The sequence below is a fragment of the Pseudomonas sp. P42 genome, assembly GCF_017973755.1.
Lineage (GTDB): Bacteria > Pseudomonadota > Gammaproteobacteria > Pseudomonadales > Pseudomonadaceae > Aquipseudomonas > Aquipseudomonas iridis.
In genome coordinates this window covers 491,089-513,770 of sequence record NZ_JACOPU010000005.1, presented here as the reverse complement: position 1 = coordinate 513,770, position 22,682 = coordinate 491,089, and the positions used below count along the sequence as shown (strand labels likewise).

The following is a 22,682-nucleotide window of genomic DNA, read 5'->3' as shown; positions in this document are numbered from 1 at the left end:
CACCGACATCGCTGGCAAGCCAGCTCCCACAGTGTTCTGTGTAGAACAGAAGGAATTTGGACATGCTGCAAGTCGAAAAGCTGCACCAGTATTACGGTGGTAGTCACATCCTGCGTGGCCTGAGCTTTGACGTGAAGGTCGGCGAAGTTACCTGCCTGCTCGGGCGCAACGGCGTGGGCAAGACCACGCTGCTCAAATGCCTGATGGGCCTGCTGCCGGCGAAAGAAGGCGCGGTAAATTGGGAAGGCAAACCCATCACCACGTTCAAACCGCACCAACGGGTCCACGCCGGAATTGCCTATGTGCCCCAGGGTCGCGAGATTTTCGGCCGGCTGACGGTGGAGGAAAATCTGCTGATGGGCCTCTCGCGGTTTCCCGGCAGCGAAGCCAGGGAAGTCCCTGCGTTCATCTACGAATTGTTTCCGGTGCTGCTGCAGATGAAACAGCGTCGCGGCGGCGACTTGTCCGGCGGACAGCAACAGCAGCTTGCCATCGGCAGAGCACTGGCCAGCCGTCCGCGCCTGCTGATCCTCGACGAGCCCACCGAAGGCATTCAGCCGTCGGTGATCAAGGAGATCGGTGCGGTGATCAAGAAGCTGGCGGCGCGTGGCGACATGGCGATTCTGCTGGTGGAGCAGTTCTACGATTTCGCCGCGGAGCTGGCCGATCAGTACCTGGTGATGTCCCGGGGCGAGATCGTGCAACAGGGTCGCGGCGAAAATATGGAGGCCGAAGGTGTGCGCGGGCTAGTCACGATTTAACGATACGATCTAACCTGTAGCTTCCTAACGATAATTACAAACCATGAATTTACCCATTTCCACTGCCCTGTTTACCCCGAGCTGGCACGCTGAGCTGGAGCTGGCCTACGCGCGCTTCGGCGATTGCACGCGCCCGGTCATGCGCCGTCACCTCGGCCCGCTGCGGGTGCAAAAGCATCTGTACGCCGAAGGTCCTGAAGTGTGCCAACACATCATCGTCCACCCGCCCGGCGGGATCGCCGGCGGCGATCGGCTGGACATCAGCGCCCGCGTCGAACAGCACGCCTGGGCGCAGATCACCAGCCCCGGCGCGGCCAAGTGGTACCGCGCGGCAGGCCCTGCGTATCAGCAGCTGGATTTGAAGGTAGCTGCCGGGGCGACGCTGGAATGGTTGCCGCAAGAGACCATCGTCTACAGCGCCGCGCAGGCTGAACTGACGACGTCGATTGATCTTCAAGGCGATGCGCGGTTGTTCTACTGGGACGTGGTCGCGCTGGGTCGTCCGGCCAGTGGCGAGCGCTTTGATCTGGGCCATTTTCAGAGTCATCTGGATATTCGTCGTGATGGTCGATTGCTCTGGCATGAACGTCAGCGCATTGTCGGCGGGGACGGTTTGCTCGACTCGCCGATCGGGCTGGACGGGAAACCGGTGTTTGCGACGTTGCTGGTTACCGGCGAAATTGATGCTGAACTGCTGGAGCGCTGCCGCTCGTTGGGCCATGAGGTGCGCGGTGACCTGACCCAACTGCCGGGGCTGGTGGTTGCCCGTTGTCTGGCCAGTGAAGCGTTGTTGGCGCGTGCTTGGCTGATCGATTTATGGCGCTTGCTGCGCCCAGCCTTGCTAGGCCGCGACGCCCAGCCCCCACGAATCTGGAACACCTGAAATGCAATTCAATGTGGGAGCGAGCCTGCTCGCGAAAGCGCTGTGTCAGCCAACACATGTGCTGAATATGAGTCCGTATTCGCGAGCAGGCTCGCTCCCACAGGGATCTGTGCCAACAGTCCCGACTCTTTTCAATCTGCCCTGATGGAACCCCACAATGGACCTGACCCCACGCGAAAAAGACAAGCTGCTGATCTTCACCGCCGGCCTCGTCGCCGAGCGGCGTTTGGCTCGCGGCGTGAAGCTCAACTACCCGGAAGCCATGGCCTACATCTCCGCAGCCCTGCTCGAAGGCGCCCGCGACGGCCGCACCGTGGCCGAGCTGATGCACTTCGGCACCACCCTGCTCAGCCGCGACCAAGTAATGGAAGGCATCCCGGAAATGATCCCGGAGATTCAGGTTGAGGCAACGTTCCCCGACGGCACCAAACTGGTCACCGTCCACCAACCGATTGTCTGAGGCCGCGCCATGACTTACGCCATTCGCGATGCCCTCCACGCCGACCTGCCGGCGATCCGCGATATCTACAACGATGCCGTGCTCAACACCACGGCGATCTGGAACGAATCGGCCGTCGACCTCGGCAACCGGCAAGCGTGGTTCGCCGCACGCCAGGCTCAGGCTTACCCGATCCTGGTGATCGTCGACAGCGACAACACGGTGCTCGGCTACGCTTCGTTCGGTGACTGGCGGCCCTTCGACGGCTTTCGCCACACCGTCGAGCATTCGGTCTACGTGCGCAGCGACCAACGCGGCAACGGCCTCGGTCCACAACTGATGACGGCACTGATCAAACGCGCAAAAACCTGCGGCAAACACGTCATGGTCGCCGCCATCGAAAGCGGCAACGCCGCCTCCATTCGATTGCACGAGCGCGCCGGTTTCCTCATCACCGGGCAGATGCCGCAAGTCGGTACCAAGTTCGGTCGCTGGCTGGACCTGACCTTCATGCAACTGACCCTCAACCCTGGCGCGGAGCCGCCCGACACCAACAAGGAGTGACACCGATGAACGCCGCCCAACTGCGCCGCGTCAACGCTGAAAGTTTTGCGCATTATCGTCAGGGACTGATCGATCTGCTGCTTGATGCCGTGGGGTATGGCGCCAGTGTCGGCTTCATGGCCGACCTCGATGCCGCGCAGGCCCGCGCCTATTTCGACGAGGTGCAAGACAACGTCAACAAGGGCAGCGTGTTGCTTTGGGTGGTGGTCAACGACGAGCAAGTGCTGGCCAGTGTGCAGTTGGGCCTGTGCCAAAAGGCCAATGGCCTGAACCGCGCCGAGGTGCAGAAATTGTTGGTGCGCGAACACGCCCGTCGTCGCGGCCTCGGTCAGCAATTGATGAGTGCGCTGGAGCTCGAAGCGTCCAAGCACAAACGCGGCATGCTCTACCTCGACACAGAAGCGGGTTCGCCGGCTGAAGATTTCTATAAAGCCCTGGGTTACACCCGCGCCGGGGCCATCCCCGACTACGCCTGCGATCCGCACGGCACGTATCGACCGACCGCCCTCTATTACAAAATTCTGCAAGGAGCCCAGTGATGATTCCTGGCGAATACCAGATCCAGCCCGGCGACATTGAACTCAACGTCGGCCGCCGCACCCTCAGCCTGAAAGTCGCCAACAGCGGCGATCGGCCGATCCAGGTCGGCTCGCACTATCACTTTTTCGAAACCAACGACGCCCTGACGTTTGATCGCGCGGCCAGCCGTGGCATGCGCCTGAACATCCCGGCGGGCACGGCGGTGCGCTTTGAGCCGGGGCAGAGCCGGGAAGTCGAGCTGGTGGATTACGCCGGGCATCGGCGGGTGTTCGGTTTTGCCGGGCGGATCATGGGGGACTTGTAATTGCGCGTGTAACGCAGCCCCTCACCCCAGCCCTCTCCCGAGGGAGAGGGCGCTGATTGGGGCTCGTTCAGATCCTGAGTACGGCTCGATATTTCAGCTCGACGAAACTCGAAAGAAACCCGCGGTCAGTCCCCTCTCCCTCTGGGAGAGGGCCAGGGTGAGGGTCGATGTGTCACCGCTATTTTTTTGAAGGACACTAAATGAAGATTTCAAGACAAGCCTACGCCGACATGTTCGGCCCCACCGTCGGCGACAAGGTGCGCCTGGCCGACACCGAACTGTGGATCGAAGTCGAACAGGACTTCACCACCTACGGCGAAGAAGTGAAATTCGGTGGCGGCAAAGTCATCCGCGACGGTCAGGGCCAAAGCCAACTGCTGGCCGCCGAAGTCGTCGACACGCTGATCACCAACGCGCTGATCATCGATCACTGGGGCATCGTCAAGGCTGACGTCGGCCTCAAGGATGGGCGCATCGCCGCAATCGGCAAGGCCGGCAACCCGGACGTGCAGCCCAACGTGACCATCGCCATCGGCGCCAGTACCGAAGTCATTGCCGGTGAAGGCATGATCCTCACCGCGGGCGGCATCGACACGCACATCCACTTCATCTGCCCGCAGCAGATCGAAGAAGCGCTGATGAGTGGCGTCACCACCATGATCGGCGGCGGCACTGGCCCGGCCACCGGCACCAACGCCACGACCTGCACTTCCGGACCGTGGCATCTGGCGCGCATGCTTCAGGCCGCCGACGCGTTCCCGATGAACATCGGCCTCACCGGCAAGGGCAACGCCAGCCTGCCGGAGCCGTTGATCGAGCAGGTCAAGGCCGGCGCCATCGGCCTCAAGCTGCACGAAGACTGGGGCACCACCCCGGCGAGCATCGATAACTGCCTGAACGTCGCCGATCAGTACGACGTGCAGGTGGCGATCCACACTGACACGCTCAACGAATCCGGTTTTGTCGAAACCACCCTCGGCGCGTTCAAGGGCCGCACCATCCACACCTATCACACCGAAGGTGCCGGTGGCGGCCATGCACCGGACATCATCAAGGCCTGCGGTTTCGCCAACGTGCTGCCCAGCTCGACCAATCCGACCCGACCGTTCACCCGCAATACCATCGACGAACACCTCGACATGCTGATGGTCTGCCACCACCTCGACCCAAGCATTGCCGAAGACGTGGCGTTCGCCGAGAGCCGCATTCGCCGCGAAACCATTGCCGCCGAAGACATTCTCCACGACCTCGGCGCGTTCTCGATGATCAGCTCAGACAGCCAGGCCATGGGTCGCGTCGGCGAAGTCATCACGCGCACCTGGCAGACTGCCGACAAGATGAAAAAGCAGCGCGGCCCGCTGCCACAGGACGGCGCCGGCAACGACAACTTCCGCGCCAAACGCTACATCGCCAAATACACGATCAACCCGGCGATCACCCATGGCATCAGCCATGAAGTGGGCTCCATCGAAGTGGGGAAATGGGCGGATCTGGTGCTTTGGCGTCCGGCGTTTTTCGGCGTGAAACCGACGTTGATTCTCAAGGGCGGCGCCATTGCGGCAAGCCTGATGGGCGACGCCAACGCCTCGATTCCTACGCCGCAACCCGTGCACTACCGGCCGATGTTCGCCAGTTATGGTGGCTCGCTACACGCCACCAGCATGACGTTTATCAGTCAGGCGGCGCAGGAAGCCGGGTTGCCGGAACAACTGGGATTGAAGAAGAAAATCGCGGTGGTCAAAGGTTGCCGCGATGTGCAGAAAACCGATCTGATCCACAACGATTACTTGCCGAACATCGATGTCGATCCACAGACCTATCAGGTCAAGGCCGACGGTGTGTTGTTGTGGTGTGAACCAGCAGAAACCCTGCCGATGGCGCAGCGTTACTTTCTGTTCTGATTGCGACCTGTCTTCGGGAGGTGGAAAGCTCGACACCTCCCGAAGCACATGGCGCGCCTCAGTCGCTAGTTATGGGAAGAGCAGCTTCATCGCTTCATCAGAGTAGTTGTAGTCCCAGCGCAATTCCGTTCCGGCCGCAATATCCTGCGTCGCAAAGAATGCATTCAACGAGTATTTGTTGCGGTTCGGTTTGTCCCCCATCAACAGGTCAGCCTCGACCGTGAAGCCGACCACCTGAAGGTTATAACCATCGCGCGCCTGCGCGATGGGCTTGCCAGCGGCATCGTAAATAAAACAGGTGTTGATTCTGGAGATGATGTTGTCCCCGGCGACATGCATTCCGGGGATGGCTACGCTGGCCTTGAGCGTATTGTCGGAGACAGACATGGCGAACGTCAGCTCGTTGGGCTGCAGGAATCGTCCAGGGCGTAATGTGCCGCCGTAAACACCGATCAACTCGCCACTGGCGATGCGTCTGTTGGCAACCACCATGGATTGTCCGATCAGCGCAGCCTCGCCGGGGACCTTTACATCCGCTTCGGTGAACCGCCGCCACTGCAACTTTTCTTCGTACAACCTGGCGACCTGCTCATATCCCTGAAACTTGATGTAGGGCTTGATCTGCTCGGACGTGTAGCGCTCGCCTGATTCCAGAACGACTTCGCGCTCAAGCTTGCGAATGCGCACAGGCCTGCCAAAACGGTCTCTGAACGGATACTTGCCGTTGTTGACGCGGTCGTAGGAACCCAGCGTGTTGGTGTCGGCGGAGTAGTGCTCTTCGCGCCTCATGCCCACCAGCTCCCGCTCAGTGAAGTGTGCGATCGGCATCGATTCGGAAGCCAGCTCGAACTCGTCATCAGATCGACCCGTATCAGGCTCCCTGGTCGACTTGTTCGTTGCCGCCTCAGCCTGGCCGGACGCTCGTTTCAGCGTGGAAGGGACCCAGAACTTGCTGACAGGGTCGAACACAAGCTCCGGACCTGAGGGAATCCGCTCACTCGGTTTCTTGGCGCGGTATCGCCCGGTTTGCGGGTCGACACCGATTTGCAGAACGCCGTCAGGCAAGTCGACGTACAGGCGATCCTTGAACATCCGGAACCCTTGGGCATCCGCCTCGGGCAGGCCGAACTGCGCAATAACCGGTCGGTGACGCTCACCCAATGCAGCGGCGGAGTCGGTCGATGGCGTAAATATCTCTGTGACCCGGATCGAAGCAGTCGCCGTCGGCAGGTCGGGGTCGACTGAGCCTGTTACGGGCTCTCTGGAGGATGAGGAACGCAAGGTGTGCGATGAGCCTACGTCGACACGTAGCGGCGGTTCTGATCGCGAATGTGCATCGGTGGTCTGGGCGGGGCGAGGGTGTACATCAGCCGAGCCGCTCGCTCGGCGGGAGGGTCTTTTGAGCATTGCTGTTCATCCTTGAAAGGTTATCTGGCGTCGTGACCCGTTGAGGCGGTACCGGCAAAGCCGAAATGCACTTACTCAACGGTGTCACTGGCGCGCATATCCATATGCGCGGCGCCGACTTAATCACACCCGGATGAAAAAATGAAACCGAATAATCGATACTGAAAGTGGCTCGCTGACGGAAAATTACGCCCGCCCATACCGAGGCGCGATTCGATTATTCGACGACCAGTCGCCCCAACCGCTGCTTGAGCATAAGGTTCTCGGCGCGCAGTTCACGAACCTCTTCGAGCAGGTCAAGCGCCAGTGCGACGCCTTCCCACTCCAGATCGAGATCGCGCCGCAGCTTGGCGGCGCGTTTGGCCAAAGCCAGTTCGTAATCGGTGAAGCGCCATTCCCGGGGCTGCGCGCCCTGAGGTTCGAGGATGCCGTGTTCAACGATTTCGATCACGTAGACGTCCGACAAATCGGCCGCCTCACAGAATTCTGCCATGTCCAGTTGAACGATCAGGGGGCTGCTCATGATGGGCTACTCCGTCGTCGGGTTCAGAAGTTCTCTCGCGGATTGAAAGCGGCTTTCTTCGCCAGTTCCTGCCACAGCGCCTTGACCTCGTCGTCGGCGGTCTTTGGCATGACGGCTTTGAGCTGCACGAACAGATAACCACGCTCACCGGCCTTGTTTTTCAGACCATGGCCCTTGGCGCGCATGCGCTGGCCGTTCTGGCTGCCGGCCGGCACCTTGAGGTTGATCTTGCCGGTCAGGGTCGGCACGGCCACTTCGGCACCCAGCGCCAACTCCCAAGGTGCCAACGGCAGCGTGATGATCAGGTTCTCGCCTTCGACATCAAATTTTGGGTGCGGCGCCAGACGGATGGTCAGGTACAGGTCGCCACTCGCTCCCCCCCCCACACCCGGTGCACCCTGGCCCTTGAGGCGGATGCGCTCGCCGTCGGTCACGCCCGCGGGGATCTTCACGTTCAGGCTTTTGCTGGTGTTGCTGACGTGCTGGCCCGCCGCGTTGTATTGCGGCACCTGGAAGGTGACCTTTTTCGATTCGTTCGAAAGGGTTTCTTCGAGGAAGATCGGCAGTTCCATTTCCACGTCTTGCCCTCGGCGCCCTGCACTGCGTTGTTGCCGACCGTCACCGCCACCGAAACCGGGGCCGCGATTGCCGAATATCGAACTGAAGAAGTCCGAGAAGTCACCGGTGTCCTGACCACCACCAAAACCGCCACGGCTCTGCCAGCCCGGTGGCCCCTGGAACGGCTGACCGTGCTGGCCGTAGCGGCGCAGCTCGTCGTATTCGGCGCGTTTGTCGGCGCTTTTCAGCGCTTCATAGGCTTCCGACGCGTCCTTGAATTTGGACTCGGCGTCTTTTTCCTTGCTGACATCGGGGTGGTACTTGCGCGCCAGCTTGCGATAGGCAGCCTTGATAGCCTTGTCGTCTGCTGTCGGCTCCACGCCGAGTATCTTGTAATAGTCTTTGAAGTCCATTGAAGGAATCACCATCCGTTATCGATTTCGCGCCCATGCCAGCATGCGCCGATTCGCGCGTGCCGGGTTGACCGATCTCAAGTTTGTGACCGGGTGGCGCTGCAGAAGTTTATCGGCAGTGGACGGCGGTTCTTGCGACCGCCGGTGTATCTGCCGGCCCATGCCAGCAAGTTTGGGGCAAAGCTGCGAGTTTCAAGCAAGATTAGTCATCAAATAGCAGATGACCGGCCTACGAATCTGCCGCGCACTGACATACACTGCGCGGCCGTTTTTTTGACCGGAACCGAAAGACATGAAAGACGCCTCTCCAGCCCGTGCCTGCGGCATCGACTTCGGCACGTCCAACTCCACCGTCGGCTGGCTGCGCCCCGGCATGGAAACGATGATCGCGCTGGAAGACGACAAGATCACCCTGCCGTCGGTGGTCTTCTTCAACTTCGAGGAGCGCCGCCCGGTGTACGGTCGCCTGGCGCTGCACGAATACCTGGAAGGCTACGAAGGCCGCCTGATGCGCTCGCTGAAAAGCCTGCTCGGCTCCAAGCTGATCAAGCACGACACCAGCGTCCTCGGCACGGCGATGCCGTTCAAGGACCTGCTCGGCCTGTTCATCGGCCAATTGAAGAGCCGCGCCGAAACCGCCGCCGGTCGGGAATTCGAGCAAGTGGTGCTTGGCCGCCCGGTGTTTTTCGTCGATGACGATCCGCTGGCCGACCAGGAAGCCGAAGACACGTTGGTGGACGTGGCGAAAAAAATTGGTTTCAAAGACGTCTCGTTCCAGTACGAACCGATTGCTGCGGCCTTCGACTACGAGTCGACCATCGAAAAGGAAGAGCTGGTCCTGATCGTCGACATCGGCGGTGGTACATCCGACTTCTCGCTGGTCCGCCTGTCGCCCGAGCGTCGCGGTGTGGGTAACCGCCACGACGACATCCTCGCCACCGGCGGCGTGCACATCGGCGGTACCGACTTCGACAAACAGCTGAGCCTGCAGGGCCTGATGCCGCTGTTCGGCTACGGCAGCCGCATGAAGAGCGGCGCCTATATGCCGACCAGCCACCACATGAACCTGGCAACCTGGCACACGATCAACTCGGTGTACTCGCAAAAATCGAGTTTGGCGCTGGGCAGCATGCGCTACGACATCGAAGACACGGGCGGCATTGATCGTCTGTTCAAGTTGATCGAACAACGCGCCGGGCACTGGCTGGCGATGGAAGTCGAGGAAACCAAGATCGAGCTGACCCACGCCGACAGCCGCCATGTGCCGCTGGACCGCATCGAAGCCGGGTTGAGTGTGGAACTGACGCGAGCATTGTTTGAATCAGCGATCGATGCGCTGCTGGAGCGGGTACGCGGCAGCGTCACGAATTTGCTGAACGACGCCAATGTGCGCGTCGATCAAGTCGATACGGTGTTCTTCACCGGTGGTTCCAGCGGCATCCCGGCGCTGCGCAACAGTGTTTCGGCGATGTTGCCGAATGCGCGACATGTCGAGGGGAACATCTTCGGCAGCATTGGCAGCGGTTTGGCGATTGAAGCCCGTAAACGGTATGGCGTTTAACGCCAGCTGCAAGTTGTGAGCTTCAAGCTGCAAGCAGGATCAAAAGCGCATCTGCTTTTGCCCTTACTTGCAGCTTGCAGCTGAAAACTCGAACCTGCTGTTTTAAACCATTCCGCCGAGCTTCAACTCACTCTTCAGATACGCATAATAAATCGGCCCCGCCACTACGCCCGGCAGGCCGAATGCGGCCTCGAACACCAGCATCGCCAGCAGCAACTCCCACGACTTGGCACTGATCTGCCCGCCGACAATGCGCGCGTTGAGGAAGTATTCGAGCTTGTGGATAAAAATCAGATAACCCAGTGCGGCCATCGCCACCCAGATCGACAGCGACAGGCCGACGATGGTGATCAGCGTGTTCGATATCAGGTTGCCGATCACCGGCAACAGGCCGAGCAGGAAGGTCAGGACGATCAGGGTTTTGGTCAGCGGCAGATGAATGCCGAACAGCGGCAGGACCACCGCGAGGAAAATCCCGGTGAAAAACGTGTTCAGCAGAGAAATCTTGATCTGCGCGAAAACAATGTTGCGAAAGGCCTGAACCAGCAGGTGCAGACGGTCGAACAGCGCGGCGGCCAACGGTTTGCGCTTGGTCACGTCCGGTATGCGCTGCAAGGCGATGATCGCGCCGAGCACCATGCCGATCAGCAAGGTCACGAACATGTGCGCCGCGTCTTTGCCTACCAGTTGCAGATCGGACAGGTGTTTGCTCATCCATTCGCCGATGGCCACGCGAAATTCAGCGGCGCTGGCCGGCAAATAGGCGTCGATGAACGGCGGTAATTGACCGCGCGCACGGTCGACCACGCCCATGAATTTGTCCAGAGAGGCGCCGGGATTCTCCGCCTCGTGCAGGAGGAAACTGATAGCCCCGGCGAAGAGCAACGCCAGCGCACTGACCACCAGCGTCCCGAGCAGTGCCACCGCCAGCCAACGGGCACGCCGGCCTTCGATCAGCCGTTGCAGTTGTGGGGTGAGCATGTTGACCAGCTCGAACACCAGCAACCCGGCCAGCAGGCTGGGCAACAAACGCAGCGGCAGGACGAGCAGCAACCCGCCGAAAATGATGATGCAACTGACCCAGAACACAACATGACGCTCAGAAAACGTTGGCATACAGCCTCAAAACGAACGGCGTTAAAGGATGGGCAGTCTGCCAGCGATCGAGTGGGAGCACTAGGGATATGCTGGGGCAAGCCTGATCGGGGCCATGAGTCAAAAGCTCAGGGGGCTATCTGGCCTCATCGCTGGCAAGCCAGCTCCCACAGTGATTGCGTCGTACACAAATTATCTGAGCCCACCAAAACCCTGTGGGAGCGGGCTTGCCCGCGATGAGGCCGGCACGCTCACCACAAGGTCAGAGGATCACTTTTTCTTCAGGCACTCACTCATGAATGCCTTGCGCGCATCGCCGCTCAGGGCTTTGGTTTTCGCATCGGCGTTGCACGTGGTCATCTTCTGCTGCTGCGGGGTCAGGGCCTTGGCGTCATTGGCCGCCGGCGCTGCCTTGAGGCAAGTGCTCATGAAGGTTTTGCGCTCATCGCCTTTCAGACTCTTGGCGGTCGCATCGGCATTGCAGGTGGTCATTTTGTTCTGTTGCGCCGTGGCGGCGAAACCCTGGGAACACAGGAGCAAACCAATCATCAACAAAGGGACACGCAACATCTTCATGGAGTTTTCTCCTTGTCGCCGCTTCGATGGAGGCGGCCTTCGCTGGAGTGTAGCCAAATCCTGTTACATCTTCCTGCCTTCCAGGTGACTGCGGCGGTACTGCTCCGGCGTGCAGCCGGCCTGCCGCGCGAACATGGCAATAAACGCCGAGCCGCTGCTGTAGCCGAGATCAAAAGCGATTTCCTGCACGCTGCGCGGCGTTTCCAGCGCTTCAATGGCCGCGAGATAGCGCAGACGCTGGCGCCACTCACCGAAACTCATCCCCAGTTCTCGAACAAACTGCCGCGCCAACGTGCGCTCGCTGACATGCACCTGCAACGCCCAGTGCGCCAGCGGCTGGTTGTTGCCTGGCTCCGCTTGCAGGGTCTCAAGAATCGCCAGCAGTCCGGGGCTGCTTGCATACGGCAGATAACACTCATGCACTGGCGCCTGTTGCAGTTGATCGACCAGCACCTGAGCCAGACGCTGATCAGCCTCCCGTTCGGGAATCTTTACGTCACGGGCGGCGAAGTCCTTGAGGATCGCCTTGAGGATATCGCTGATCGCCAGCGTACAGGCCCGCGCCGGCAGCTCGGCGCAAACCTTGGGATCGAGGCATACCGCCCGGTAATTGACCGGTTGATGACTGTAGAAACTGTGCTCGACCTGCGGTGGCACCCACACTGCGTATTGCGGCGGCGACATGAAACGACTGCCGTCGACGTCCATGTGCAATACCCCGTGAGCGGCGTATTCCAAAGTGCCCCACGGATGGCGGTGCGGCGCGGCAAACTCATGAGCGTTGAAATCGGCGTAACGGAAGTACACCGCTGACGGCAGTTCGCTGAAATCGAGCAGATCGATGTGTTTACTGTTCATGCTGTCCGCTTTCAGTGGCAGGTTGTCTGGTTCGAAGTATAGGGCTGCATCCAGACAGGGGATAATCACGTTTCATCAACGTACTGGTTTCAACGCATGCAATACGCTTTTCCCCTGCTGGCGATCTTTATCTGGGCCGGCAACACCGTGATCAACAAACTCGCGGTCGGCGCGATCTTCCCGGCCGAGATCGGTTTCTACCGCTGGCTGCTCGCCGGTGTGCTGTTCACCCCGTTCATGCTCAAACAAGTGATCGCGCATTGGCCGCAGATCCGCCCCAACCTGGGCAAGATTTTCGTCCTCGGCGTGCTCGGCATGGCGGTGTATCAAAGCCTCGCCTACTTCGCCGCGACCCTGACCACGGCAACCAACATGGGCATCATCCTGTCGCTGATGCCATTGATGTCGCTGGCCATGGCAATCATCAGCCTCGGCCAGCGCCTGACTGCCGGTGCGTTGGTGGGGGCGGTGCTGTCGTTTGCCGGTGTGCTGGTGGTGGTGTCGTCGGGCAGCCTCGGCGCATTGCTGCAACACGGCGTGAACCTGGGCGATGCGATGATGCTGATCGCCACGCTGGCCTATGCGATTTACAGCACGTTGCTGAAGAAATGGCAGCTGCGTCTGCCACCGCTGGTGTTGCTGTATCTGCAGGTGCTGGTGGCGATTGTGGTGTTGTTTCCGCTGTTTGCCGCCTCACCGAAAACCGGGCTGACGCTGCAGAATATTCCGCTGGTGTTATATGCGTGCCTGCTGGCCTCGATGCTCGCGCCGTTGGCGTGGATGCAAGCGGTGATGCGCCTGGGGCCGAGCCGGACGACGTTGTTCTTCAACTTGCTGCCGTTGATTACCGCGCTGATTGCCGCGCTGGTGTTGAAGGAGCAACTGGCGATGTATCACCTGGTGGGTGGTTTACTGACGTTGGGCGGGGTGATTCTTTCCGAGCGCTGGACGACGGTGTTGGGCCGACAGACCAGTATCGCCTGATCGGGCCTCATCGCTGGCAAGCCAGCTCCCACAGTTTTTGTGTCGAACGCAACTTTTGTGAACGACCTCATCACTTGTGGGAGCTGGCTTGCCAGCGATGAACGATAACTCGGTGCGTCTGTTAGACCCCGGCAGCTTTCAGACGCGCCGCATGCTCGACAAACAGCCGCACCGGATCCGCGCCCTTGCCCACCAGCCCCAGCGACTGGTTGACGATGTCGAAGTGATCCAGCGGATAGTCGTCGCCAATCACCGTGCCCAGGTGCGAGCTGTAACGCCCGACCATCCCGTCGCACTGCCCCGGCTCACGGACAAAGGTTTTCGCAAACAACCGACAGCTGCGATTGGTCCCGTCGAACAAATTGCCGCCACGATCCGTCTTGCCCGGCTGCAACGTCCCTGACCACGAGTAATACCGCACGCCGTTGACCTCTTCCGGCCCGTGGCCGCCCCAGGTTTCAGGCAGGCCCTGTGGATAAAGCTGATTGAACAGCGCCACGCCTTCAGTGGTCAGCGATTGGTGCGAGGCGTGGATATCCACCGGCAGTTTCGGCCCGTGATAACCGGTATCCAACAACGCCATCAGCCAGCCGACAACACGCAGCAGCACTTCGAGGATACGACCCTTGGCGCTGTCTGCGGGGTAGTGTTTGTGCAGATAGTCGGCCAGTTCCGAACCATGATTGGGCCCGGCCACCGACGTGACCGACGCCACCAGATCCGGGCGTTTCGCTGCGGCGTAACGCGCCGTCAACGAGCCCTGACTGTGGCCAAACAGATTGACCTTCTGCGCCCCGGTTTCGCGCAAAATCTCGTCGATGCGCGCGAGCAACTGCTCGCCACGCACCTCGGTCGAATTGAGCGGCGACACCTGCACCGCAATCACGGTTGCACCACCACGGCGCAACGCCTTGATGATCCCGTACCAATATGGATAAATCACCAGCCGGATAAACCCGAGCATTCCCGGCACCAGCACCAATGGATAACGCGTCGACATAGGCAAACATCCTTGTAGTCGGTGAGTGGATGCAAGGCGTGCAAAACACCCGCCAAGCATCCGCTGTAATGATGACAACGCAGCGTCCAGCCTACTTCAGCCCTGCAACCCCCGCCACAATCAGGCCACCTGGAACTTCCTCGCGAGTTCGAGCAAGCGCTGCTCCGCCTCGGCCACCGATACCGCGAAAGTGCGTTCGGCAGACTCCTCGCCTTCGGCCGCGACCACCGTGACGTCGTTGATACCGATGAAGCCCAGCGCCGTGCGCAGCCATGGGTCGGCGTGATTCAGTGCCTCCAGCTCTGCGCCCGGACCGAACCCGAAGCCGCCGCGACTGGTGACGATCAACGCCCTCTTGCCCTGCAACAGTGGCGTGTACTGGGCCACACCGTTGTCGAGCGTGTGATCGAAGGTCAGCCCCAATCGCACAATCTGATCGACCCACGCCTTGAGGCCGCTGGGCACGCTGAAGTTGTACATCGGCGTGGAAATCAGCAGCAGATCGTGTTCGAACAACTCAGCGACCAATTGATCGCTGAGCGCCAGATCAGCCTGCATCGACAGCGAACGAGCTTCGGGCTCGGGATGGAATGCCGCCGCGACAAAGGCCTCGTTGACCGCCGGAATCAACGTCCGGCCCACTTCACGACGAGTCACTTGGGCCTGTGGATAACGCCCCTGCCAAGCGCTGAGAAAACCTTCCGCCAGACGCCGTGAGTGCGAACGGTCGCCACGCGGGCTGGCGTGGATTACAAGAATTTTGCTCATCTGTACTTCCTCCGGACTAGAATCCAACTGCTTGTGGCTTTCAGCTTGAGGCTCGTAGCTGCCCGTCTTCAAATGAGCAAAAATCATTCAGGATGAATCCATTTCATCCATGGAGTTTCAATGTTTGCCTCTTTACCGTTGACCGCCCTGCGCGCCTTCGAATCCGCTGCACGCTTGCTGAGCTTCAAGGCTGCCGCCGAAGAATTGTCGGTAACGCCCACGGCGATCTCCCATCAGATCCGGGTGCTGGAGGATTGGCTCGGCGTTGCCCTGTTCGAACGTCTGCCGCGCAAGGTGCGCCTCACGGAGGGCGGCGAGCGGCTGTTTCGCAGCCTGCATGGCGCGCTGCTGGAAGTGGCGCAAAGCGTCGACACCCTGCGCCCACAACGCAGCGGCAGCAGCCTGACGCTGTCGACCACTGCCGCGTTTGCCGCGCTGTGGCTGGTGCCGCGCCTGGGGCGGTTTTATGCCAGGCACCCGAACATCAATGTCCGCCTGGACACGCACTGCGAAGTCATCGATCTGCATCAGGACGCCAGCGTCGATCTGGTGCTGCGTTACAGCCTCGACGACTACTCGAACCTGTATGGCCTGTGTCTGTTCGATGAATCGTTCGGGGTCTATGGATCGCCCGAACAAGTCGCGTTGGCCGGGCGACGCACGCCGACGCTGATCAGCGTGCGCTGGCACAACTCGAAGCTGTATGCCCATGGCTGGGACGCGTGGTGCGCGAAGTCCGGTGCGAACTGGCTGAATCAGCATCCGGCGATTCGCGAATACGATGAAGAGCATTATGCATTGCAAGCGGCGATCGCCGGGCAAGGCTTGGTGCTGGCGAGCAATATTCTGGTCTCGGAAAGCATCGCCAGTGGTTTGCTGGTGCCATTTCAAGGCGATGTCCAAGTCGACGGTGCCGGCTACAGCGCACTGTGTGTGACGGGGCGCGAGCGGCATCCGCCGGTGCGGGCGTTTTTTGCGTGGTTGCAGGAGGAAGCACTTTTGTCTGGCCTGGCGCCAAGATCGCAGCCTTCGGCAGCTTCGGTGTAGATCCGATAAAACTTTTCCGCTCGCGCATCACTCACAACCTGGGTAGGCGATCGCGCCTGTAGAGCGTGGCGCCAATCGGATTAGCCTCCAGGAGACTGAAATGAGCGACGACCTGCATCTGTCTGATGTCCAAACCCTGCGCGAACGTGCGCGCCAACACGTCGAGAACGGCGCCGTAACCGAAAGCTACAGCGCCAACCGTGAAGAGGTGCTGCGCTTGCTCAACGAATCGCTGGCCACTGAACTGGTCTGCGTCTTGCGCTACAAACGTCACTACTTCATGGCCAGCGGTCTGAAGGCCAGCACCGCTGCCGATGAGTTTCTCGAACACGCCAAGCAGGAAAGCGAACACGCTGACCGACTGGCCGAGCGTATTGTGCAATTGGGCGGCGAACCGGAGTTCAATCCGGACATGCTGTCGAAAATGTCCCACGCACAATATGTAGCCGGGAACAGTTTGAAGGAGATGGTCTACGAAGACCTGGTGGCCGAGCGGATCGCGATCGATAGCTATCGCGAGATCATTCAGTACATCGGCGAAAAAGACCCGACCACCCGCCGCATCTTCGAAGACATCCTCGCGCAGGAAGAAGAGCATGCGGATGACATGGCCGACATTCTGAAAGATCTGTAAACCTTTCTGAATCACCATCGCAACAGCAAAAGATCGCAGCCTTCGGCAACTCCTACAGGGGACGCATTTCCCTGTAGGAGCTGCCGGAGGCTGCGATCTTTTGATCTGTCTTTACTTGGTAGGTTTTACGGTCACCGGTGCCTTACCGGCCTTCATCTGCTCCAGCAACGGCGCACACTGATTCGGCTCGCCACCGCTCGGCGCCACCAATGCCAGCAGCCCAGCCGCCGGCGCCGCAATCACTCCCAACGCCACCATCCCCGCGCCGCGCAACAACAGCGGGACTGGTTTAACGCCAGCGTCGGGTTTGATGAACTTGCCGCGTACATACAGCGGCGAACGCAACGAGATCAAACGCCAGCCCTTGGATTCCGGCGTCACCGTCAGGTCCAGTTGCTCGGTCGCCATGTTCGCCGTGCCGTCGATATAGATGATCGCGTTCTCGGTATCGAAGACAAACAGCCGCGTGGACGCCAAACCAGTCTTGATATCGAAGTCCGCCGCCGCGCAGTTGATCTTCACTTCTTTGTCGCCAAAGATTTTGCCAACCACGTAGTTGCCGACGTTGAGACCTGCAAGCTCCATCAGTTCGCGACTGATCGCGCCGTCGTTGATCAGCATCTTCAAGCTGCCGTTAGCGCCGCCCAGCAGTTTCGCCACCGAGTTACCGCGCCCACTGATATTGGCGTCGCCATTGAGCTCGCCGAAGCTGGTTTTCATCGGCTCGAAGGTCGGGAACAGTTCCTTGAGTTTGAACCCGCGCGCCGTCAACTTGGCCCGGCCTTCCAGCGGCTCGGTGCGCCCGTTCAGACGAATTTGCGCATCGAGTTTGCCGCCAGCCACGCCGAAGCGCAGCGGCTCCAGACTGAGTTCGCCGTCGTTGAGTATCAGATGGGTATAAAGGTCGGTGAACGGCAGTTTTTCGCTGTGGACGATACGTTTGCCAGTGAACTCGACATCGGCGTCCATCGCGCGCCAGCGATCCGTCTTGAATTCGTCCACCGGCAGGACTTTTTCTGCCGGTTGCTTGCTCTGTGAACTGCCAGTTTTTGGCTTGTCGTTCGAGTCGGCACCGATCAACGGCCCGAGGTCAGCGAACAGCAGTTGGTTGGACACCAGCGCGCCACTGAGCTTGGGCCGAGGCTGACTGGCAACGTAGGTCAGGTCGCCGTGGATGTCGCTGCTGCCGATCTTGCCGTTGAATTTTTCATAGGTGAATTTCGCGCCGGCATCATCGTGCAACTTGGCGATGAGATGACCATCGGTGGCGTACGGCGGCGTGTCCGGCAGGGTCACCCCGGTCAGCGGATAGAGGTTACCGAGGCTGTCACCGGCCAGTTTCAGACGCAGGTCGAGGGCGCCGAGATTGAGCGGATCGGTCAGGGTGCCGGCCAGTTCAATGCGGGTATCGCCGATTTTCGCCTGAGCCTGTAGCGGGAACGGTTTGCTCGAGTCCTGCAAGGACAGCAGCCCGCCGATTTTGCCCTGACCACTGAGATTCTGGCCGTGATACTGACCTTTCACCTTTAATGCAAAAGCGTAATCCTGCGGCACGCCAACCTTGTCCTGCGTGGTTTTCGCCGCTTTGTCGCCGACGATATCGCTGTAAGGAATCGGCTTGCCCAGTGGATCGATCAACACATCAAGGTTGGTCCTCAAGGTCTGATCATCAAGGGTGACGTGGCCCTTGTCGAACTTGATGGCGCCGATATCAACGACCCAGTTCGACGGCTCGGCATTCGGATCCTTGGGATCGAACTTGAACGTCCAGTTGGCGCGGCCGTCAGCCAGGCGTTGCAACTCGGCGTTGGGTTCGGTCAGGTCGATGCGCGGGATCACCACCCGTTGCGCCAGCAAGGCCAACGGCGAAATACGCAACTCGACGCGCTTGAGCGTGACCATCTGCGGCTGCTTCGACCAGTCCGGGTTGCCCAGGCTCAAATCCTCGGCGACCACATGCGGCCAAGGCACCCAGGCGCGCCAGCCGCCTTCATCCGGCTCGCGCTGCCAGATCACCGCGAGGTTGCCGTTGATGGCAAACGGTCGGTGCAGTTCTTCCGAGACTTTGGCATTGAGCGGCGGTTTGATCCGGTTCCAGTCGAAGAACACGATGATCAGCACCAGTACAGCCAATAGCAGTACGAGGATGGAGAAGGTCCAGCTGAAGATTTTTCCAGTGCGCGTCATGCACAAAACTCCTGATCACGACCGCACGCCCAAGCCACGGCGTACGGCTGAAACGGCGGGCCAAAGCGGCCCCTATGAAATCTGTGACTGGCAAAAGGCCCGCAGGTTTAATCGAAAGACCGATTAAGACGCAAAAAGCCGCGCCAAATCCGACCGATCGGTCAGGCAGCGTTACCGCCACCCGCACTTTTGCGAGGCGTGAGTGGGTCGAAAATACCCACTGCGGTGCAAAAGCGCCCCTCTGGAAGGCCCGTTCTAGAGCCTCCCGCTTGAACAATCAATTCTGTTGATTATTACCATTGCGTTTATGAACTTTTATATCGACTTATCGAGAGTAGCATTGCCCTCGTACCCACTTTATCGCCCTCCCAAGGAGCAACCCATCATGAAACGCCAATTACTACTGAGTCTTACCCTTTCGATGCTAGCCAGCACTGCTTTCGCTCTGCCCGCTGCCGAACAAGCCACTCCGCAAGTCAAAGACAGCCACTCGGTGTTCAGCCAAACCCTGGCCGAAGACGGCTATGACAAAACGCCACAAGGTCAGACCCTGGCTGAAGATGGCTACGACAAAACTCCACAAGGTCAACTTGCCGAGAACGGTCGCAATCGTCTGGAAGAAAAAGGTCTGGTTGAAGACGGCTACGACAACACCCCACAAGGCCAGGCTGTCGCCGAAAACGGTCGTAATCGTCTGGAAGAAAAAGGTCTGGTCGAAGACGGCTATGACAAAACCCCACAAGGCCAAGCGCTTGCCGAAGGTGGTGGTGACCGTGTGATCGAACGCAACAGCGCTGTGAGCTGAGCCCATGGCGGCCCTGAAAAAAGCCCAATCCCCGGATTGGGCTTTTGCCTTTTTAGCCGTAGCCCTCAATAAGTCGCCATTTCCCTGCTACCTGCCCCGCTGCCGTTCGACGCCGATAAAGCCGATTTGCTAGAGTGCGGCGCTTGTCCTGCCAAAGAACACACCTGCGATGCTGCCCCGCGCCGAACAGAAGCAACAGACCCGCAACGCCCTGATGGACGCTGCCCGCCACTTGATGGAAAGTGGCCGAGGATTCGGCAGCCTGAGCCTGCGCGAAGTGACGAAGACCGCCGGCATCGTGCCCACCGGTTTCTATCGGCATTTTGCCGATATGGACGAACTCGGTCTGGTGCTGGTCAGCGAAGTGGGCCAGACCTTCCGCGAAACCATCCGCTTGGTGCGCCATAACGAATTCGTCATGGGCGGCATCATCGATGCGTCGGTGCGGATCTTCCTCGATGTGGTCAGCGCCAACCGTTCGCAGTTCCTGTTTCTGGCGCGCGAGCAGTACGGTGGTTCGCTGCCGGTGCGCCAGGCGATTGGCCGTCTGCGCGAGAACATCAGTTCCGACCTCGCGGCCGACCTGACGATGATGCCCAAGCTTCAGCATCTGGACGCTGACGGCCTGAGCGTGATGGCGGATCTGATCGTCAAATCGGTGTTCGCCACCCTGCCGGACATCATTGACCCGCCAGCCGACGCCTTGCCCGAGCATTTGACGCCGCAGGCGAAGATCACCCAGCAGTTGCGCTTCATCTTTATCGGGCTCAAGCACTGGCAAGGCCTGGGCAGTACCGAATAAAAATCAAAAGATCGCAGCCTTCGGCAGCTCCTACAGAGATCGGTGTAGGAGCTGCCGAAGGCTGCGATCTTTTTTGCGCCGCAAATTGGTGCATGTAAAAAACTTCATGCACCAAAACGCTTCAAATCCCCGCAACATCCTGCAACACCCTCTACGATCCTACAGGGATTTCCTACATATCGTCCGATTGGCAAGCCCCTTGCTCTAGCCTGAGTATTGTCCACTGCTGGAAGCTTTCCGATGTTGGTGATTCATCGCAGAATCGACCCTCAACCCGTCTGGGCCGCCGAGTTGCACCTGACCTTCGAAGCCCGAAGCAAGAGCCGTTTGCGCTGTTTCAGTGCCGAGAACGAAGACGTCGGGTTGTTTTTGGAGCGCGGTCAGCCGCCGCTGTATGACGGCGAATGCCTACAAGCCGAGGACGGTCGCATCGTCCGTGTCTGCGCCCGCGCCGAACAACTGCTGCACGTCACCTGCGCCAATGCCTTCGAACTGACCCGCGCCGCGTATCACCTGGGCAATCGCCACGTCGCCCTGCAAGTCGGCGATGGCTGGCTGCGCTTGCTCGACGACTACGTGCTCAAAGCCATGCTGGAACAACTCGGTGCGCAGGTCGAAGCGCTTGAAGCCCCGTTCCAACCGGAACACGGTGCCTATGGCGGCGGCCATCACCATTCGCGGCACGGCGACGAAGATTTCAACTACGCGCCAAAACTGCACCAGTTCGGCGTTCGTTTATGAACCCAGCCTGGGCGCTGCTGCGCCTGGCCAGTCCGCAATTGCCGATTGGCGGCTACAGCTATTCGCAAGGCCTGGAAATGGCTGTGGAGAACGGCCGCGTGAACAACCCGGACAGCGCCCGCCGCTGGATCAGCGATCAGTTGCTGCTCAATCTCGCCCGTTTCGAAGCGCCGCTGCTGCTTGCCCATTGCCAGGCAGCCGCCGAGGAAAACTGGGACGAACTGCAGCAAATCTGCGAAACCCACCGTGCCAGCCGCGAGACTCGCGAGTTGCACCTGGAAAGTCGGCAGATGGGTTACTCGCTGCAGCAGTTGCTCAACGGCTTGCCAGAACTCGACGCGCCGGCGCGCAGCTTTCTCGAGCAATGCGCCGAACCGCATCTGGCGCTCGGCTGGGCACTGGCTGCTCGCGCCTGGGGTATCAGCCCCCAAGACGCCCTCGCCGCCTGGCTGTGGAGCTGGCTGGAAAACCAGCTCGCCGTGCTGATGAAAACCTTGCCGCTGGGCCAGCAAGCCGCCCAGCGCTTGACCAGCGAATTGCTGCCGCTGCTGCAACAGGCGCAGCAAGACGCCACCCACATCAAACCCGAACACATGGGCAGCGCCGCGTTCGGCCTGTCCCTGACGTGCATGGCCCATGAGCGCCAGTACAGCCGTCTGTTCCGTTCCTAGGGCCCGTCATTTTGGGCCTTCTATTTTGGAGAAGCCGTATGAACACACAACCTTTGCGTATCGGTATCGGCGGCCCGGTCGGTTCCGGTAAAACCGCGCTGACCCTGGCCCTGTGCCTCGCCTTGCGCGAGCGCTACAACCTCGCCGTGGTCACCAACGACATCTACACCCGCGAAGACGCCGACTTTCTGGTGCGCAACGAAGCGCTGGCGCCGGAGCGGATCATCGGTGTGGAAACCGGCGGCTGCCCGCACACGGCGATTCGCGAAGACGCCTCGATCAACCTCGAAGCGGTCGATCAGTTGAACCGGCGTTTTCCGGGGCTGGACCTGATTCTGGTGGAGTCCGGCGGCGACAACCTGTCGGCGACGTTCAGCCCGGAACTGTCCGACCTGACCATCTACGTGATCGACGTCTCGGCCGGCGACAAGTTGCCGCGCAAGGGCGGGCCGGGCATCTGCAAATCTGACCTGCTGGTGATCAACAAGATCGACCTGGCGCCGCTGGTGGGTGCCTCGCTGGAACTGATGGATAGCGACACCCGACGCATGCGCAACGGCAAGCCGTTCGTGTTCAGTAACCAGAAGACCGGTCAGGGTCTGGACGCAATCATCGCCTTCATCGAACGCCAGGGCTTGCTGACCGCAGCCTGATTCATTT

Annotated in this window: 25 protein-coding genes; 16 read left to right on the top strand and 9 right to left on the bottom strand. The window is 60.1% G+C overall.

All coding sequences use genetic code 11. The annotated features are described in order from the left end of the window. Positions 1 to 62 precede the first annotated feature (62 nt). The 7 genes from urtE to ureC all read left to right on the top strand — a co-directional run bounded on the left by urtE (position 63) and on the right by ureC (position 5,392). Positions 63 to 761, top strand: a complete 699-nt coding sequence (urtE, locus tag H8B20_RS19005; protein ID WP_042557445.1) for an urea ABC transporter ATP-binding subunit UrtE — start codon at positions 63 to 65, stop codon at positions 759 to 761. 43 nt (positions 762 to 804) lie between these two features. Further along, a complete protein-coding gene (locus H8B20_RS19000) occupies positions 805 to 1,644 on the top strand; it encodes an urease accessory protein UreD (RefSeq protein ID WP_210624180.1) in 840 nt (279 codons plus the stop codon). 157 nt (positions 1,645 to 1,801) lie between these two features. Next, on the top strand, positions 1,802 to 2,104 hold the full coding sequence (gene ureA / locus H8B20_RS18995) for an urease subunit gamma (RefSeq protein WP_042557443.1): 303 nt from the start codon (positions 1,802 to 1,804) through the stop codon (positions 2,102 to 2,104). A 9-nt stretch (positions 2,105 to 2,113) separates the two neighbouring features. After that, positions 2,114 to 2,647 carry a GNAT family N-acetyltransferase gene (locus H8B20_RS18990; protein WP_210624179.1) on the top strand — a complete coding sequence of 178 codons (534 nt, stop codon included), beginning with the start codon at positions 2,114 to 2,116 and terminating at the stop codon, positions 2,645 to 2,647. Positions 2,648 to 2,652: 5 nt separating this feature from the next. Next, entirely contained in the window at positions 2,653 to 3,186 is a 534-nt protein-coding gene (locus H8B20_RS18985) for a GNAT family N-acetyltransferase (RefSeq protein ID WP_042557441.1), read from the top strand. Further along, positions 3,186 to 3,491, top strand: coding sequence for an urease subunit beta (locus H8B20_RS18980; protein ID WP_127925651.1), 306 nt, complete (start codon positions 3,186 to 3,188; stop codon positions 3,489 to 3,491). Before H8B20_RS18985 ends, H8B20_RS18980 begins: the two co-directional genes overlap by 1 nt. A 200-nt stretch (positions 3,492 to 3,691) precedes the next feature. Beyond that, positions 3,692 to 5,392: an urease subunit alpha gene (gene ureC, locus H8B20_RS18975; protein ID WP_042557439.1), complete on the top strand. Its 1,701-nt coding sequence runs from the start codon at positions 3,692 to 3,694 to the stop codon at positions 5,390 to 5,392. Between the two features lie 69 nt (positions 5,393 to 5,461). Here ureC and H8B20_RS18970 read toward each other — a convergent pair whose 3' ends face one another. The 3 genes from H8B20_RS18970 to H8B20_RS18960 form a co-directional block, all read right to left on the bottom strand. Next, positions 5,462 to 6,799 (bottom strand): hypothetical protein, encoded by a 1,338-nt coding sequence (locus H8B20_RS18970; RefSeq protein ID WP_210624178.1) that lies wholly within the window; start codon positions 6,797 to 6,799, stop codon positions 5,462 to 5,464. 217 nt (positions 6,800 to 7,016) lie between these two features. After that, positions 7,017 to 7,322: a chaperone modulator CbpM gene (locus H8B20_RS18965; protein ID WP_042557437.1), complete on the bottom strand. Its 306-nt coding sequence runs from the start codon at positions 7,320 to 7,322 to the stop codon at positions 7,017 to 7,019. Positions 7,323 to 7,345: 23 nt separating this feature from the next. After that, positions 7,346 to 8,293: a DnaJ C-terminal domain-containing protein gene (locus tag H8B20_RS18960; RefSeq protein WP_210624177.1), complete on the bottom strand. Its 948-nt coding sequence runs from the start codon at positions 8,291 to 8,293 to the stop codon at positions 7,346 to 7,348. 292 nt (positions 8,294 to 8,585) lie between these two features. On the opposite strand from H8B20_RS18960, the gene H8B20_RS18955 reads away from it, so the two are divergent. Beyond that, positions 8,586 to 9,854: an Hsp70 family protein gene (locus H8B20_RS18955; protein WP_210624176.1), complete on the top strand. Its 1,269-nt coding sequence runs from the start codon at positions 8,586 to 8,588 to the stop codon at positions 9,852 to 9,854. 102 nt (positions 9,855 to 9,956) lie between these two features. On the opposite strand, the gene H8B20_RS18950 is transcribed toward H8B20_RS18955, so the two are convergent. The 3 genes from H8B20_RS18950 to H8B20_RS18940 form a co-directional block, all read right to left on the bottom strand. Next, positions 9,957 to 10,970: an AI-2E family transporter gene (locus tag H8B20_RS18950; protein WP_042557434.1), complete on the bottom strand. Its 1,014-nt coding sequence runs from the start codon at positions 10,968 to 10,970 to the stop codon at positions 9,957 to 9,959. A 249-nt stretch (positions 10,971 to 11,219) separates the two neighbouring features. After that, positions 11,220 to 11,525 carry a PsiF family protein gene (locus H8B20_RS18945; RefSeq protein ID WP_042557433.1) on the bottom strand — a complete coding sequence of 102 codons (306 nt, stop codon included), beginning with the start codon at positions 11,523 to 11,525 and terminating at the stop codon, positions 11,220 to 11,222. A 63-nt stretch (positions 11,526 to 11,588) separates the two neighbouring features. Continuing rightward, positions 11,589 to 12,383, bottom strand: coding sequence for an AraC family transcriptional regulator (locus H8B20_RS18940; RefSeq protein WP_042557432.1), 795 nt, complete (start codon positions 12,381 to 12,383; stop codon positions 11,589 to 11,591). 96 nt (positions 12,384 to 12,479) lie between these two features. Between H8B20_RS18940 and H8B20_RS18935 the strand changes: the two genes are divergently transcribed. Continuing rightward, positions 12,480 to 13,367 carry a DMT family transporter gene (locus H8B20_RS18935; RefSeq protein ID WP_115145912.1) on the top strand — a complete coding sequence of 296 codons (888 nt, stop codon included), beginning with the start codon at positions 12,480 to 12,482 and terminating at the stop codon, positions 13,365 to 13,367. A 121-nt stretch (positions 13,368 to 13,488) separates the two neighbouring features. On the opposite strand, the gene H8B20_RS18930 is transcribed toward H8B20_RS18935, so the two are convergent. Both H8B20_RS18930 and H8B20_RS18925 read right to left on the bottom strand, forming a co-directional pair. Beyond that, positions 13,489 to 14,367: an esterase/lipase family protein gene (locus H8B20_RS18930; protein ID WP_210624175.1), complete on the bottom strand. Its 879-nt coding sequence runs from the start codon at positions 14,365 to 14,367 to the stop codon at positions 13,489 to 13,491. Between the two features lie 120 nt (positions 14,368 to 14,487). After that, positions 14,488 to 15,135, bottom strand: a complete 648-nt coding sequence (locus H8B20_RS18925; RefSeq protein WP_210624174.1) for an FMN-dependent NADH-azoreductase — start codon at positions 15,133 to 15,135, stop codon at positions 14,488 to 14,490. 120 nt (positions 15,136 to 15,255) lie between these two features. Here H8B20_RS18925 and H8B20_RS18920 point away from each other — a divergent pair, with 120 nt between their 5' ends. Beyond that, positions 15,256 to 16,182 carry a LysR substrate-binding domain-containing protein gene (locus H8B20_RS18920; protein WP_210624173.1) on the top strand — a complete coding sequence of 309 codons (927 nt, stop codon included), beginning with the start codon at positions 15,256 to 15,258 and terminating at the stop codon, positions 16,180 to 16,182. 100 nt (positions 16,183 to 16,282) lie between these two features. Beyond that, a complete protein-coding gene (locus H8B20_RS18915) occupies positions 16,283 to 16,816 on the top strand; it encodes a ferritin-like domain-containing protein (protein WP_042557427.1) in 534 nt (177 codons plus the stop codon). A gap of 111 nt (positions 16,817 to 16,927) precedes the next feature. On the opposite strand, the gene H8B20_RS18910 is transcribed toward H8B20_RS18915, so the two are convergent. Continuing rightward, positions 16,928 to 19,003 carry an AsmA family protein gene (locus H8B20_RS18910; protein WP_210624172.1) on the bottom strand — a complete coding sequence of 692 codons (2,076 nt, stop codon included), beginning with the start codon at positions 19,001 to 19,003 and terminating at the stop codon, positions 16,928 to 16,930. A gap of 385 nt (positions 19,004 to 19,388) precedes the next feature. Between H8B20_RS18910 and H8B20_RS18905 the strand changes: the two genes are divergently transcribed. The 5 genes from H8B20_RS18905 to ureG all read left to right on the top strand — a co-directional run bounded on the left by H8B20_RS18905 (position 19,389) and on the right by ureG (position 22,675). After that, on the top strand, positions 19,389 to 19,808 hold the full coding sequence (locus H8B20_RS18905) for a DUF2790 domain-containing protein (protein ID WP_042557425.1): 420 nt from the start codon (positions 19,389 to 19,391) through the stop codon (positions 19,806 to 19,808). 169 nt (positions 19,809 to 19,977) lie between these two features. Further along, positions 19,978 to 20,610 (top strand): TetR family transcriptional regulator, encoded by a 633-nt coding sequence (locus tag H8B20_RS18900; protein ID WP_042557424.1) that lies wholly within the window; start codon positions 19,978 to 19,980, stop codon positions 20,608 to 20,610. Between the two features lie 240 nt (positions 20,611 to 20,850). Continuing rightward, a complete protein-coding gene (gene ureE / locus H8B20_RS18895; RefSeq protein WP_115145917.1) occupies positions 20,851 to 21,351 on the top strand; it encodes an urease accessory protein UreE in 501 nt (166 codons plus the stop codon). Continuing rightward, positions 21,348 to 22,022, top strand: coding sequence for an urease accessory protein UreF (locus H8B20_RS18890; protein ID WP_210624171.1), 675 nt, complete (start codon positions 21,348 to 21,350; stop codon positions 22,020 to 22,022). The genes ureE and H8B20_RS18890 overlap by 4 nt, the downstream gene beginning before the upstream one ends. A 38-nt stretch (positions 22,023 to 22,060) precedes the next feature. After that, positions 22,061 to 22,675 carry an urease accessory protein UreG gene (ureG, locus tag H8B20_RS18885; protein WP_210624170.1) on the top strand — a complete coding sequence of 205 codons (615 nt, stop codon included), beginning with the start codon at positions 22,061 to 22,063 and terminating at the stop codon, positions 22,673 to 22,675. The last annotated feature ends 7 nt before the right edge of the window (positions 22,676 to 22,682 follow it).

What these genes read in the sequence shown, in the direction of transcription:
- urtE (WP_042557445.1), top strand. Translation starts at nt 63, where the DNA reads ATGCTGCAAGTCGAAAAGCTGCACCAGTATTACGGTGGTAGTCACATC.
- H8B20_RS19000 (WP_210624180.1), top strand. Translation starts at nt 805, where the DNA reads ATGAATTTACCCATTTCCACTGCCCTGTTTACCCCGAGCTGGCACGCT.
- ureA (WP_042557443.1), top strand. Translation starts at nt 1,802, where the DNA reads ATGGACCTGACCCCACGCGAAAAAGACAAGCTGCTGATCTTCACCGCC.
- H8B20_RS18990 (WP_210624179.1), top strand. Translation starts at nt 2,114, where the DNA reads ATGACTTACGCCATTCGCGATGCCCTCCACGCCGACCTGCCGGCGATC.
- H8B20_RS18985 (WP_042557441.1), top strand. Translation starts at nt 2,653, where the DNA reads ATGAACGCCGCCCAACTGCGCCGCGTCAACGCTGAAAGTTTTGCGCAT.
- H8B20_RS18980 (WP_127925651.1), top strand. Translation starts at nt 3,186, where the DNA reads ATGATTCCTGGCGAATACCAGATCCAGCCCGGCGACATTGAACTCAAC.
- ureC (WP_042557439.1), top strand. Translation starts at nt 3,692, where the DNA reads ATGAAGATTTCAAGACAAGCCTACGCCGACATGTTCGGCCCCACCGTC.
- H8B20_RS18970 (WP_210624178.1), bottom strand. Translation starts at nt 6,799, where the DNA reads ATGCTCAAAAGACCCTCCCGCCGAGCGAGCGGCTCGGCTGATGTACAC.
- H8B20_RS18965 (WP_042557437.1), bottom strand. Translation starts at nt 7,322, where the DNA reads ATGAGCAGCCCCCTGATCGTTCAACTGGACATGGCAGAATTCTGTGAG.
- H8B20_RS18960 (WP_210624177.1), bottom strand. Translation starts at nt 8,293, where the DNA reads ATGGACTTCAAAGACTATTACAAGATACTCGGCGTGGAGCCGACAGCA.
- H8B20_RS18955 (WP_210624176.1), top strand. Translation starts at nt 8,586, where the DNA reads ATGAAAGACGCCTCTCCAGCCCGTGCCTGCGGCATCGACTTCGGCACG.
- H8B20_RS18950 (WP_042557434.1), bottom strand. Translation starts at nt 10,970, where the DNA reads ATGCCAACGTTTTCTGAGCGTCATGTTGTGTTCTGGGTCAGTTGCATC.
- H8B20_RS18945 (WP_042557433.1), bottom strand. Translation starts at nt 11,525, where the DNA reads ATGAAGATGTTGCGTGTCCCTTTGTTGATGATTGGTTTGCTCCTGTGT.
- H8B20_RS18940 (WP_042557432.1), bottom strand. Translation starts at nt 12,383, where the DNA reads ATGAACAGTAAACACATCGATCTGCTCGATTTCAGCGAACTGCCGTCA.
- H8B20_RS18935 (WP_115145912.1), top strand. Translation starts at nt 12,480, where the DNA reads ATGCAATACGCTTTTCCCCTGCTGGCGATCTTTATCTGGGCCGGCAAC.
- H8B20_RS18930 (WP_210624175.1), bottom strand. Translation starts at nt 14,367, where the DNA reads ATGTCGACGCGTTATCCATTGGTGCTGGTGCCGGGAATGCTCGGGTTT.
- H8B20_RS18925 (WP_210624174.1), bottom strand. Translation starts at nt 15,135, where the DNA reads ATGAGCAAAATTCTTGTAATCCACGCCAGCCCGCGTGGCGACCGTTCG.
- H8B20_RS18920 (WP_210624173.1), top strand. Translation starts at nt 15,256, where the DNA reads ATGTTTGCCTCTTTACCGTTGACCGCCCTGCGCGCCTTCGAATCCGCT.
- H8B20_RS18915 (WP_042557427.1), top strand. Translation starts at nt 16,283, where the DNA reads ATGAGCGACGACCTGCATCTGTCTGATGTCCAAACCCTGCGCGAACGT.
- H8B20_RS18910 (WP_210624172.1), bottom strand. Translation starts at nt 19,003, where the DNA reads ATGACGCGCACTGGAAAAATCTTCAGCTGGACCTTCTCCATCCTCGTA.
- H8B20_RS18905 (WP_042557425.1), top strand. Translation starts at nt 19,389, where the DNA reads ATGAAACGCCAATTACTACTGAGTCTTACCCTTTCGATGCTAGCCAGC.
- H8B20_RS18900 (WP_042557424.1), top strand. Translation starts at nt 19,978, where the DNA reads ATGCTGCCCCGCGCCGAACAGAAGCAACAGACCCGCAACGCCCTGATG.
- ureE (WP_115145917.1), top strand. Translation starts at nt 20,851, where the DNA reads ATGTTGGTGATTCATCGCAGAATCGACCCTCAACCCGTCTGGGCCGCC.
- H8B20_RS18890 (WP_210624171.1), top strand. Translation starts at nt 21,348, where the DNA reads ATGAACCCAGCCTGGGCGCTGCTGCGCCTGGCCAGTCCGCAATTGCCG.
- ureG (WP_210624170.1), top strand. Translation starts at nt 22,061, where the DNA reads ATGAACACACAACCTTTGCGTATCGGTATCGGCGGCCCGGTCGGTTCC.